At 32.3% G+C, this 12,566-nt stretch carries 17 protein-coding genes and 1 pseudogene; 15 read left to right on the top strand and 3 right to left on the bottom strand.

The features are described 5' to 3' along the window. Window positions 1-12: 12 nt before the first annotated feature. The 7 genes from DES36_RS06880 to DES36_RS15310 all read left to right on the top strand — a co-directional run bounded on the left by DES36_RS06880 (window position 13) and on the right by DES36_RS15310 (window position 4,827). Window positions 13-1,314 (top strand): sensor histidine kinase, encoded by a 1,302-nt coding sequence (locus DES36_RS06880; RefSeq protein WP_113920490.1) that lies wholly within the window; start codon window positions 13-15, stop codon window positions 1,312-1,314. A 167-nt stretch (window positions 1,315-1,481) separates the two neighbouring features. Then, window positions 1,482-1,625, top strand: a complete 144-nt coding sequence (locus tag DES36_RS06875) for a cyclic lactone autoinducer peptide (protein WP_113920489.1) — start codon at window positions 1,482-1,484, stop codon at window positions 1,623-1,625. A gap of 5 nt (window positions 1,626-1,630) precedes the next feature. Further along, window positions 1,631-2,191, top strand: coding sequence for an accessory gene regulator ArgB-like protein (locus tag DES36_RS06870; protein WP_242981724.1), 561 nt, complete (start codon window positions 1,631-1,633; stop codon window positions 2,189-2,191). A gap of 5 nt (window positions 2,192-2,196) precedes the next feature. Beyond that, window positions 2,197-2,511, top strand: coding sequence for a helix-turn-helix domain-containing protein (locus DES36_RS06865; RefSeq protein WP_113920487.1), 315 nt, complete (start codon window positions 2,197-2,199; stop codon window positions 2,509-2,511). A 309-nt stretch (window positions 2,512-2,820) separates the two neighbouring features. Then, window positions 2,821-3,273, top strand: a complete 453-nt coding sequence (locus tag DES36_RS06860) for an integrase core domain-containing protein (protein WP_242981723.1) — start codon at window positions 2,821-2,823, stop codon at window positions 3,271-3,273. A gap of 206 nt (window positions 3,274-3,479) precedes the next feature. After that, a complete protein-coding gene (locus DES36_RS06855; protein ID WP_207657434.1) occupies window positions 3,480-4,091 on the top strand; it encodes a hypothetical protein in 612 nt (203 codons plus the stop codon). A gap of 604 nt (window positions 4,092-4,695) precedes the next feature. Further along, window positions 4,696-4,827, top strand: a complete 132-nt coding sequence (locus DES36_RS15310) for a hypothetical protein (RefSeq protein ID WP_278278699.1) — start codon at window positions 4,696-4,698, stop codon at window positions 4,825-4,827. A gap of 149 nt (window positions 4,828-4,976) precedes the next feature. Here the strand turns inward: DES36_RS15310 and DES36_RS06845 are convergent, their stop codons facing one another. Beyond that, on the bottom strand, window positions 4,977-5,321 hold the full coding sequence (locus tag DES36_RS06845) for a DDE-type integrase/transposase/recombinase (RefSeq protein WP_170128219.1): 345 nt from the start codon (window positions 5,319-5,321) through the stop codon (window positions 4,977-4,979). Next, window positions 5,305-5,490, bottom strand: a pseudogene (locus DES36_RS15450) (hypothetical protein); the annotation flags it as partial. The gene DES36_RS06845 and the pseudogene DES36_RS15450, both read right to left, overlap by 17 nt. A gap of 234 nt (window positions 5,491-5,724) precedes the next feature. On the opposite strand from DES36_RS15450, the gene DES36_RS06835 reads away from it, so the two are divergent. The 8 genes from DES36_RS06835 to DES36_RS06805 all read left to right on the top strand — a co-directional run bounded on the left by DES36_RS06835 (window position 5,725) and on the right by DES36_RS06805 (window position 11,442). Beyond that, complete coding sequence (locus tag DES36_RS06835) at window positions 5,725-6,453, top strand: ABC transporter ATP-binding protein (protein ID WP_113920481.1); 729 nt, start codon at window positions 5,725-5,727, stop codon at window positions 6,451-6,453. A 30-nt stretch (window positions 6,454-6,483) separates the two neighbouring features. Further along, window positions 6,484-6,789: an SPASM domain-containing protein gene (locus tag DES36_RS06830; RefSeq protein ID WP_170128218.1), complete on the top strand. Its 306-nt coding sequence runs from the start codon at window positions 6,484-6,486 to the stop codon at window positions 6,787-6,789. A gap of 4 nt (window positions 6,790-6,793) precedes the next feature. Continuing rightward, a complete protein-coding gene (locus tag DES36_RS06825; RefSeq protein WP_113920479.1) occupies window positions 6,794-7,702 on the top strand; it encodes an ABC transporter ATP-binding protein in 909 nt (302 codons plus the stop codon). A 5-nt stretch (window positions 7,703-7,707) separates the two neighbouring features. Next, window positions 7,708-8,391 carry a hypothetical protein gene (locus tag DES36_RS06820; protein ID WP_113920478.1) on the top strand — a complete coding sequence of 228 codons (684 nt, stop codon included), beginning with the start codon at window positions 7,708-7,710 and terminating at the stop codon, window positions 8,389-8,391. A 144-nt stretch (window positions 8,392-8,535) separates the two neighbouring features. Further along, the gene (locus tag DES36_RS06815; protein ID WP_113920477.1) at window positions 8,536-9,075 is read left to right on the top strand and encodes a cysteine hydrolase family protein; all 540 of its coding nucleotides are present in this window, start codon (window positions 8,536-8,538) and stop codon (window positions 9,073-9,075) included. Window positions 9,076-9,108: 33 nt separating this feature from the next. After that, window positions 9,109-9,255 carry a hypothetical protein gene (locus DES36_RS15040; RefSeq protein ID WP_187387046.1) on the top strand — a complete coding sequence of 49 codons (147 nt, stop codon included), beginning with the start codon at window positions 9,109-9,111 and terminating at the stop codon, window positions 9,253-9,255. 346 nt (window positions 9,256-9,601) lie between these two features. Then, window positions 9,602-10,315 (top strand): hypothetical protein, encoded by a 714-nt coding sequence (locus tag DES36_RS06810; protein ID WP_113920476.1) that lies wholly within the window; start codon window positions 9,602-9,604, stop codon window positions 10,313-10,315. Between the two features lie 2 nt (window positions 10,316-10,317). After that, window positions 10,318-11,442, top strand: coding sequence for an anti-sigma-I factor RsgI family protein (locus DES36_RS06805; protein ID WP_113920475.1), 1,125 nt, complete (start codon window positions 10,318-10,320; stop codon window positions 11,440-11,442). Between the two features lie 181 nt (window positions 11,443-11,623). On the opposite strand, the gene DES36_RS06800 is transcribed toward DES36_RS06805, so the two are convergent. Next, window positions 11,624-12,379, bottom strand: coding sequence for a DeoR/GlpR family DNA-binding transcription regulator (locus DES36_RS06800; RefSeq protein ID WP_170128217.1), 756 nt, complete (start codon window positions 12,377-12,379; stop codon window positions 11,624-11,626). Window positions 12,380-12,566: the final 187 nt, after the last annotated feature.

Raw genomic sequence — 12,566 nt, 5'->3', positions numbered from 1 at the left:
GGATGTTAAGAAATGGATATAAGCTTATATAATCTGGTATACATTATCACTAATATCTTTGGAACATATATTATTTACAAATTTATGAGTGTTTTTTTTAATAGAAAAGAAGTTAACAGAAAGATAGAGTTATTATCATATCTTGGATATTTTATAATGATAACAATTGTATATTTATTTATTAAAATACCTGTGGTTATGATGATATGCAATATAAGTGCTTTTATTGGATTGTCTCTTAATTACAAAGCGAATATAAAAAAAAGGATTTTGGCTGTTACTTATATATACTTGATTTCCATGTGTGTTGAAATAATTGTAATAATACTTTTGTCAGGGATGCGTTTCACAATTTTCTCGGAAAATGAATATTCAATTTCTTATAGCCTAATAGTTCTAAAAGTGGTTACATATATAGTTGTTTTAGTTTTAGGAAAATTTGTAAATGTTAAGCATAGTGAAAGTGTTCCGATGTCATATTGGGTATGTATAATATTAATGCCTGTATCATCTCTATATATAATTTTAATTTTATTTCAAACACAAGATATCATGTTACTACAAGTGATAGTAGGTATCATTTTCATGTTATTAATTAATTTTGCAACATTCTATTTATTTGATAGAACTTCGGAGACTTTATCAAACAAAATGGAAGCAGCATTACTCACCAAGCAAAATGAATATTACAATGAACAATTCAATCTTATGAGAAATTCCTTGAAATCAACACGACAAATAAAGCATGACTTAATAAATCATCTCACAGTAATATATTCGCTAGTCCATGATAATGAAATAGAGCATTCACTTGACCATATATCTAAAATGCTATACACAATTGGTGAAAAAAAGGAACATGCACATTCAGGAAACATAATTGTAGACAGTATTCTAAATTTTAAACTTCAAGAATTAGAACAAAAAAATATAAAAATTGCACTTGATCTTAATGTACCAGAAGAAATGGATATTCCCTCTTTTGATATGACAATCATATTAGGAAATTTACTTGATAATGCAGTGTCGGCTGTCTGCAAGTTAACGGAAGAAAGATATATCAATATTATCATAAAATATGATAGGGGGCGGTTTATATTAAATATCGATAATCCGTTTGAAGGGAAAATAGCTAAAGAGGATGATACGTTCCTGACAACAAAGGAGGATAAAGCGAATCATGGAATTGGTCTACAAAGCATCAAAACTGTTTTAGCAAAATATAATGGGACTATAGATATTTCACATAACGAGAAAGTATTTTCTGTAACACTATTCATGTATATCGAATTATCTGAGAGCAATGGCTGTTAAAATAGCCTGCTCTTTTTTTAATGAAGCAAAACTCTTTTAAAGATTTTAAAAGAAAAACCTTAATTCACTACAAAAACATATATGAATTTTGACAAGTCTCCGCATAAGTTGAATTTTTATAGTAGGATAAGATTACCAAATAAAATAAAGAGAGGTAGGGAACGCATATGAAAAGAATCGCAATGAAGTTTAGTGGAATGATCGCAAGTTTAGCGCTGACGGTCACGATTATGAATGTAAATTCAGCGTGTATATTTCTTGTACATCAACCAAAGCTACCAGAAGGTGCCCAAAAGCTCCGCAAATTTTAATGAGAATGAATGTATTCGAGAAAATTACAGATTCATTTATTCAGAACGGAGTAATACCCTCTGAGGATAAAGACTTATACACCTATGGACTGGAACAAGGAACATTGATGGTGCTTAATATTGCCACAACGATTGTTATCGGTATCGTATTGAGAATGGTATGGCAAAGCATCCTATTGACGCTTGTGTATATCCCTCTTAGAACATATGCAGGGGGGTATCATGCAAGAACGCAGTTTAGATGTTACATATTTTCAATAGGAACCATGTCAGTAACCCTTTTAGGGATAAAGTTGATACCTTGGACAAGTATTATTTGTTTGATGGTTGCACTCTGCGCAGGGAGTATAGTCTTCTTGTTTGCACCGGTAGAGGATAGTAACAAACCTTTGGATCAAATGGAAATTGTGATTTATAGAAAGAAAACAAGAATGATTTTAAGTTTTTTACTGGTGGTAAATTTGTTATTTTGGATTTTGGGACAAAAACAAGTATTAATCTGTATTACAATGGCAATTGGATTGCTTGCAATGATGCTTGTGGTGGGTAAGGTTAAGAAATACTAAGATGAATGATTAGCCCCGTAGATCGCAGTAAAGCAGTCGAACTAATCGAAGAAGCTATTCAAAGCGGTGCGACCCTTGACGCTGCTTGCAAAGAAGTAGGTATCAGTAGCCGAACATTAAACCGTTGGAAGAAATCAGCTGCCGTAGATGGTGATTATATTGACCACAGAACAACATGTGAACGTAAACCACCTTCTAATAAACTTACGGAATTTGAGGAACATCAAATTCTAAATATAGTACATAATCCGAAATACAGCAGTCTGCCGCCAAGTCAGATTGTTCCAATGTTAGCCGATGAAGGAATCTATATTGCATAAGAATCTACTTTTTATAAAGTATTACATTAATACGATGAACAGCATCATCGTGGACGTAGCTAAGAACCAGTCAAACGTCCTATATCTACACATGAAGCCACGGCACCTAATCAGGTCTACGTATGGGATATCACGTATTTGAATGGGCCTATTAAGGGACGACATTATTATCTGTACATGATATCAGATATATTTAGTTGAAAAATCGTTGCATGGGAAGTCTGGGAAGAGGAATCAGCCGAGCATGCTAGCGAACTCATTACAAAAGCTGTAATCTCCGAAAAACTGACAACTAGAAATTATCCCTTAGTGCTTCATTCTGACAATGGTAGCCCTATGAAAGGTGCCACTATGCTTGAAAAACTTTATGCACTAGGGATCACCCCTTCAAACAGTAGACCACGTGTCAGCAATGACAATGCTTATGCTGAAAGTTTATTTAAAACAGTGAAATATCGCCCTAATTATCAGCCTAAAGGCTTTCCCACCATCGAGGAAGCCCGTCAATGGGCATATGAATTTGTTCAATGGTACAACTTTGAACATCATCACAGTGGAATTAACTTTCTAACCCCTGTACAACGCCATAGTGAAGATTTTGGACTAGATGTCCTAGTAAAACGTAAAGCAGTATATGAAGAGGCAAAACAAACAAATCCACAACGCTGGTCACGAGAGACAAGAGATTGGTCAATCTCTGAGACAGTATACTTAAATCCAGAAAAAGAAGAAGTAGAAGGTAAGGTAGAAAAAGTGTCATAAAAAATTTGTTATTTGTGACAACCACCTTGACAACCACCGAGAGCGAGATATATCAATGATTGAGATTAAAGAGATTTACACAAAAAATACTGACAATGTTATTAAAAAGTAAACTAACACATCCCCCGCAATATACAAAAACATTGTCATTGTTAAATAAGTAACTATGGAGGAATTATTTAATGAAGAAAAAAATTTTAGTGATTATGAGTTTGGTCTTAATGTTATCTTGGACACTACCCTATCATGCAAACGCTAAAACTATCTCTAATGATTATGTTACAGGTAATATTAACAAACAAGAAAGTGAAACTGTATTTATAGACGGCACTAGTTATACATATGATTATAGTTATGAAAATAATCATAGAGTTATTTATGTTACAAATAATAACGATAATTCAGTAGAAAAAGTGTCGTATAATGAAAACACTTCTACAATATATTATAATGATGAAGTAATAGGCACATTAGAAAAAGGAAACGACATTAAATTTGATAATCTAGAGTATTCTCCCAATAGTACATGGAAAAATATTGGCTCTGGCTCTAAGTATGTATCTTGGGCACGAGGCATTACTGCTGCAGCAGTTGCTGCTGTAATTGCAATTCCACTTGCATCTTTAAACGCTGTTGGCGTAATAGCGGCAATGGGAACAGCAGCCTTAGGTGTTATTGCAGCAGGAGCAATTGGTGGCACAGTTAAGTATACACTTCAGATGTATACAATACCTAACAGTGCACCTCTATACCGATATGTTTGGTCATTTAGAGCAAGTACCGGCGATAACTACGGTTCGTATATTTCTCATATCTAATAAAAATTATAAAAGACAAAGCGGAGGGATTCAAGTGAACAAAAAATTTAGACAAATTCGAAATACTATTGCGGTAATACTATTTGCATTTGGAATTGGGATATTTATACTGTCTCAAGTAGTCGAAAGAAACAATTTAATTAAATGGCAAGAACCAATAACGCTTGTATTATGGGTATATATAACTTTAGTATTTTTATACATCATATTTCTCAATGCAATTCCGTTAGTATGCAATTATTTCAAAAAAAGTAAACTATGAGGCGCGTAGAGATGGTGTATAGCAACCTATTTGTACACAACGGGACATAAGGATTAGGTGAGGACAATAAAGAAAATCGTAATTAGTATTTTGAGTTATCTTATTATAATAGGGGATGATATTAGGAGTAAAACTTAGAACTAACACTACATGATAAAGTATTCTTAAATCCGAATTTTTGGGAAAATTTTTTATCGTTAACGTAGCAGTTGTTACAGAAATTGTAATAAAAAAGCTAAAAGATAATTAATTTTAGAAGAGCAAAGATAATATGATATGCTCCCCTTATGGTAGACAGTTTAAATAATTAAAACTGTTTATCATAAGGAGGAGTATATTTTTATGTTTGGAAACAGGAGTATATCACCTAAAGAAAAACTATTAGCTGTAAAAGAATACTTATCAGGTTATAATGTGCACGCTTGTCAAGACACAAATTCAGAAATTCTTAGTTATGACTACTTTCTTGATTAAGCTGCACTGGCAACAAAATTAAAGTAGATTTGTGCTCGTGTTTTCTAGTCGTAGCTTTGATGACCTCTTTCATAATTATAGTGATTAATATACTCTTTTGTTAAGGTTTTCACCTTCGAGACTGTCTTAGGGTACATTAAATAAAGATGCTACCATTTATAAGATCTGAAAAAGCGTTCAATGGCAATGTTATCTGTTGCACGACCCTTTCCATCCACGCTGATTTCTGTTTTTTCAAAGCTCTTAATGAGCTCTATATATTCGTTTGATGTAAACTGAGAACCTTGATCACTATTGATGATTTCAGGTGCTCCATATTTGCAAACAGCGTCTTTTACAACACGGGTTACTGTATGTGCTTGAAGGGTATTGCTAATTGAATAACTTACCAAAAATCTTGAGTACCAGTCGATAATGGCTGTTATATAAACAAATCCACTGGGAGCTTCTACGTACGATATATCCGATAGACCACACCTAAATAGGGCGTTCAATGGATAAATGGCGCAATAAATAAGAGGATGTCTTTACCAATTTAGCTCGCTTGCTTAAATTAGGGTCAGGATACAAGGCTTCTATATCCATCTCTTGCATATAACGTTTAATAAGTCGCCTTCCTATGTTGAAACCAAGCTTAATCAGTTCATTTTGGATTCTTCGTACACCATAGGACGACTCCCTACCTCATGTGTACACTATATATTGACCTGAGTGTTGGCAAATTAAAATTAGTTTGTAGGGGATATGAATTTAACAGGAAAGATTATTATGAATATATATTAGATATAACCATATTGGATTTTTTTAATTATATAAAGCCGGCTTCAAAAAACAAATGGATCGATAGTTTATATACACCTGAATTGCTGTTAGATCTTGGTAAAATAAAGGAATCAAATGATAAAATATAATGAACTGTATTTTAGATATAGAAAGAAAAATCCACAAATATTAAATGGTATAACTTTTAATATAAATCAAGGTGATGTACATGGAGTATTAGGTCACAATGGAGCCGGAAAAACAACATTGTTAAGACTTACTTCAGGTATTATATATCCCACCAAGGGAGAAATTCTAATAGATAATAAAGTGCCTGAGCAATTTAAGAGATATATGGCATATATGCCTGAATCAAATGGGATTTACGACAAATTGACTGCATTACAAAATCTGAAATTTAGAGCAAGCTTATCAAATACTAACAAAAAAGAAATAAACCAAAAATCCGAAGAGTTTCTTGTTTTGTTGGGATTGATAGATAGAAGAAATGACTTAGTGGGAATATGGTCTAATGGAATGAAAAAACGATTAGCATTAGCATGTGCATTGGTAGGGTCTCCAAAATTGTTGTTGCTGGATGAACCGACTAATGGAATAGACCCAGAAAGTTTAGAGGTTTTAATTTCTATTATAAAGCATACTCAAAGGTTGGGAGCTACTATGATGATAAGCAGCCATAATTTAGATTTTATTAATGAGATAGGAAATAGTATATCCATCATTGAGAAAGGCACGTTAGTATATAATGATCAAATAGATACGAACAAATGCAAAGTAAAAGATATTTATTTCAATCAGTTAAACAAGTTTAGAAAGGATAATAAAGATGAAGAAATAATTTAATCGAATTGGAAACAACCAATAACGTTCATATTGTGGATATATATAATTTTAGTATTTCTTTACATCATATTTCTCAATGCAATTCCATTAGTATTTGCAATTCTTTCTAATGGCAATATAGTACCATGTTTAGGATTGAAGGATTTAGCAATCGGTAAAATTGACGACATTTATGGCATTTTTACAGAAGATAAACTATTAAAATATTGGGATATGAGTAACAGAGAAATAGTTCAATGTAAAGATTGTGGATTAAAGTATGCCTGCAATGACTGTAGAAGTTTAGAAACAAGACTGGGAGCAAGTATTGATGAAAAAATAACATGTAGGAGGTAAAAACATGAGTATTTTAACATTAGATAATGTATCAAAAAAATATTCCAATAAGGTTGCTTTAAAAAATATAAATTTTTCATTAGATAAAAATTGTATAGTAGGTTTAGTTGGGCCAAATGGTGCAGGGAAAACTACATTATTTAGATTAATTATGAACCTTATTGAACCTACTACAGGAAAAATTAAATTATGGGACCAAAATAACTCTACTAATATTGTTGGAAATAATATTAACTATTGTTCTGACGGGGATAATTTGTATGAAGACTTGACAGTGAGTGAAAATCTACAATTCATAGTTAGAGCATATGGAATTAATAATGGGAATAAAAAAATTGAAGAATTAAGCATTTTGTTGGATATAGATCAAGAGTTAAATACTCAAGCAAAGAATTTATCTAAGGGAATGAGAAAAAAAGTGGCTTTGATTCGTACATTGATTAATGAAGCTTCTATGATAATTCTGGATGAACCCATGTCTTGGTTAGACGTAGATAATCAAAAACGCTTAACCATGTTGTTAAAGAGTATGAGTAAGAAATCCTTGATCATAATAAGTAGTCATAATATGGCACAAGTTGAGAAAATTTGTGATAAAGTCATACTTCTAAATCAAGAAATTAAGTATTTTGGTGATATAGAAGATATTGACTATGGAAATATAATAAAACTTAAAATTGAGTACGTAAAAGAAAGCTATAATCCACAACTGAAAAAAGAATTGATTTCAATTGTGGGTGTTCTAGATGTGTATTCTGTAGATGAGGCTTTATATATTGAATATGATAATAGCATAGGAGATATAGAAAATCAAATTATATCTTGTGTAATACAGAGATATAAACTCAATGTGAAGAAAATAAATCACATTGAGAAAAGTCTAGAAGATTTATATTTTGAAAGAGTGAGGTGATATTCATGATTATTAAAGCATTGCTGTGGAAAGAATTTAAAAGCTTAACAAAAAATATAAAGTCCAAAGTAGTTATGGCAATAGGAACTATAATATTCATATATTTACTACTGTTTATAAGATTACATACATCTGACTTTTCAATCAGTGTTTATCGATATAATATCAACTATATGACCGTTATTTTAGGATACTTAATGTTTATATCAAATTTAAGGTTTTGGTATGAAAAAAATATGAATATGTTAGAAACATTATTTATAATGCCTACAAAATTGTACGTTATTATCATTGGAAAGATGATACTGCCAATCCTTATTAGTGTTTCTTTGTCAGTTATATTTTATTTTTTATCAACAGGTATTGGGTGGATAGTATTTAAAAGCAGTATATTTTCATTTATAACATTGTTTGAAATTTTATTAATATCAGTAGTTTTTCAAATTTTTTATTCAATTATTAATTGTTATGCAATGTGGTGTGCAAGCCTGGCTTATGCAAAAGTTATTCAATTTATTTCTGTTATGCTCTATATGGGATCAGTATTTACAATGTTTGTTATACCAACAAATTTTAGTTTATATAATTCACTAGGAACTTGGATAGTAATGGCTATAATAGGAGTTTATGCAGCAATCTGTTACTCTAGGATTAATAAGGAAAAAGCAATGAATACACTCTCTATATAGATTTTACATCAATTTTAGTGATATTTATGCTACCTACGAGATGATTTAATACAAAATCAGCGGGCATTCACTTTTATTTCATTGTTTTCATGATTATTATGATAAAATTTATTCACAAGATAAAATGTAAGGATGGGATAAAAAATGAAAGTTTTAGTAGTAACTGATATGCAGAATGATTTTATTGATGGAACACTTGGCACTAAGGAAGCTATAGGGATTGTTGATTCTGCGAAGGCAAAGATTGACAGTTATCTAGCAGCAGGAGATAGAGTCATTTATACACAAGATACCCATACTGAGGCTTACCTTCAAACACAAGAAGGGCAAAAGCTACCTGTTGAGCATTGCATGAAAGGGACACCTGGCTGGGAGATTTCGCAAAGGGTGTATGTGATAGGATGCCAGGTGATTGAAAAGCCAGCTTTCGGTTCAATAGAACTTGCTGAATTTATTTCAGCAATAAAGGAGGTAGAGTCTATAGAACTTATTGGACTTTGCACAGATATTTGTGTTATTTCAAATGCAATGATTTTAAAAGCTAAAATGCCAGAAATTCCAATTATAGTTGATGCATCTTGCTGTGCAGGAACCACCTTGGAAAGTCATAAGAACGCACTGTATGCAATGAAGGTATGTCAGATTGAAGTCACAGGCGTGAATGATTACGATGCAGTGCAGTAAACGAAATATAAGCATGACGATGAATTTATACAGATGGTTATAGCTAACGAGTATTTTGCAAGGAAAAATGAAATTAGAAGGCACACTGGAAGAATTTATCAACACGCAACAATAGCAGAAACCATCATGGAAGCGGCACACTGTGCACTAGGGGAACCAATACATTTGCCAAAGAGATAAGTATTAATATAAAAAATGGAGAAAAATTGCCTCCATTTTTTTGTGCTTGAATAGGAGCTATTTTTGATGTAATATCCCTAGCTACTACCTCGCCTTAAGTTTATATTTTTATCATTTCACAGTTTGAAAATTTCAAATAAAAATGGATTTTAATTGATTTGGTGATAAATACCATCTATTAATTATTTTTTTATAATTCTAAATTTGGGGGAAGGTGAACATCCATAATGGTTTAACTACCATTCAACAATAGCTTTACAATTATAAAAATAACTATGAAAGTGTACATGTTTCAGATATAATATGTATATAATTCCGTTACAATTATACTTGGAGGTGTTCATTCTTGACAGATATAAATTGTATGGTAGCAGAGGCTAGGATGAATCCCGATACTTTTAACAAGCTCTTAAAGAGAAGCGAGTTGTTTATAATAAAGTGTACATCTGCTATTTCACATCATTACATTACGAAAAATGATGAGGAATGGTCTATTGCCCTGTTGGCTTTTAAAGAAGCGGTAGATCATTATCATTTAGAAAAAGGGAGTTTTGATAAATTTGCAGAGCTGATTATTCGACGTCGCCTCATCGATTACTTTAGAACTCAATCAAAATATAAATCTGAGATTTCCGTAAATCCTAATGTCTTCGATTGTGGATTTAATGAAGAAGAAGACAATGGTGCTTTAGTCCAAGAGATTGGAGCAAAGACTCTTCAAAAAAATGATAATTCTATCAAACTAGAGATAGACGCTCTAAACGAAGTATTTAGCGCATATTGTTTTTCCTTTATGGATTTGGTAGATTGTTCACCTAAATCTAAAAAGACAAAAACTTCTTGTGCAAAGGCTATTTCTTATCTTTTGAAAAATCCCCTTCTCATACAGGAAATCCGCAACAAGAAACAACTGCCCTTAAAAATAATTGAAAAAAATGCAAAGATACCCCGAAAAATTTTGGAAAGACATCGAAAGTATATAATAGCGGCAATGGAGATACTTTCCGGAGAGTATCCTCATGTTGCAAATTATATGCAATACATTCGGGAGGAGATGTAAAAATGAAATCTGTAATTGTAGAAATAAAAGATGGTTTTGCCGCAGTCCTTTCTGATAATGGTTGCATAGAAAAAATAAAAGACAATAATTATTCAATAGGACAGGTGATCGATTTGGAACGAGGAAAAGTTAAGAAATCAAAAAAATTAGCAATTATGGCATCTACAGCAGCGACCTTTGTCATGCTTTGTGGAGCTGGTGTATGGGCAAGTACAAGCCCATATTCATATGTGAGTTTAGATGTTAACCCATCTATAGAATTTACGTTGAATCGATTTGATCGAGTATTAAGCGTTGAGGCGGTTAACCCTGATGGTGAGGAAATTTTAAAGAAGGTTTCATTAGACGAAATAAAATACGAAAAAGTCGACAAAGCTCTTACAGAAGCTATCAATGCTATCTATGAAGAAGGTTATTTTAAAGATGATGTCGAGGGTGATGTTGAAGGTGGCTTGGTTATAGCGACTTATGGCCAAGAGGAAGAAGAATCAGAGGAACTTGCTGAAGAAATAAAAGAAAATATAATATTACCTACAGAAGAAACGGATGAAACGAATGAAACACCTATAGATGACAATATTGAGAATGATGAATACGCTGAGAATGAAGAGAATGCTGAAGGGATATCAGTTGAAGTAACAAGCGTTGGCTTACAAAGAGTCCAGAAAGCAAGAGAACTTGGCGTAACTCCAGGAAAGCTTAACCTAGTTCAAAAATTACAGGCTTCAGCAGAAAATCCAGAGGACTTTAACATGGAAGAATGGTTAGACAAACCAGTCAAAGAAATCATGAAAGCTACAAAGGAAAATAAAAAGGCTTTAAAAGCTTCTGCTAAATCAGATGTAGAGGAAGAAAACATAGAAGAAGCAACGGATATCACTACTGATGACGCAATTACTGAAACAAGTACATCAGAAGAACAAACTGCTGATAATGAAAGAATGGACAAGAAAAACGATAAAAACGACAAAAAAGACAAAAAAGACAAAAAAGACAACAAAGACAAAGTTGGAAAAATAAATAATGCAAATAAGAAAAATGATAATGCAAATAAGAAAAATGACAATGCAAATCAAAAATCAAACAATAATGCAGCAAAAGGAAACGGTAATAAAAACAAGAAATAGCCAAGTAAGTAAAGGCCGTATCTATGATAGATAGGGCCTTTACTGTAGTTTGCTCTGCATGGGGCATATAGGGACGGGTGGCTTCCTACTCCATATTAGTAGATAAAAGTCACCGCCCCAAAGTGTCTATACGATCCTTTTTTAATTCTCCCACTATTTTTATTTTACTCAAACTTATTATCTAATATATAAATTCTACATTATATCTATCTACTTGCTCTCTTATTGATGGGGATATGGGGCCGTCTGAGATAAGATAATCCATGTGGCTAAAAGGGATGCTCTGATAAAAGCAAGAACCCCCAAATTTTGTACTATCGATAAGCACTACTTTTTCCTTTGCATATTTTACATAAGCTCGTCTTACTATAGCTTCTTCTTCTGTATATTCCATAGCACCACTCTCGCAAAGAGATTTTCCAGACATTAAAGCTAGATCTGCGCGATAATGAGTAATAAAATCACTTGCAACTGCACCATTTATAGATGAACTTTTAGGATGGACTCTACCACCTACGCAAGTGACTTCAGCATTGGTATATTGAGATAATTGCTGGGCAGTAATGGTTCCATTCGTTAATATTTTTAGTCCCTTATATTCTTTTAAGAAAGGGACCATTTGTAATACTGTAGTACTTGAATCCATAAATAGAGTCATATCGTGATATACGAAATCTAAAGCAATTTTGGCAATGTATTTTTTCTTTTCGCTTTCACTTACTTTTCGAAAGTCATATGGCAAATCTACGGATTTGTTTTCTATATATGTAGCTCCGCCTCGGATACGTCGTATTAATCCCTCTTGAGACAATTCAGCTAGATCGCGCCTAATGGTGGCTGGACTGCTGTATAAAAGTTTGGTTAAGCCCTCAACAGAGAGGCTTTTCTTTGTTTTTAACAAGTCTAAAATTTTTTGTTTTCGTTCAAATGGTAACATATTATCCTCCATAATAATGATTGATTTTGAGTAAAGAATGTGAAAAATTTATCTTTATCTGTATAATCAGTTAAATGAATGCTCTGTAATGATTAATTTTGATTATTTATTGATTTTATCGCCATCCCTTTCATTATAATTCATAAGGTCGTACAATAAAAGCAAGAAAAAAATGATATACATAAAG

The sequence above is a fragment of the Alkalibaculum bacchi genome (assembly GCF_003317055.1).
Lineage (GTDB): Bacteria > Bacillota > Clostridia > Eubacteriales > Alkalibacteraceae > Alkalibaculum > Alkalibaculum bacchi.
This window is presented reverse-complemented; position numbering and strand designations above follow the sequence as displayed.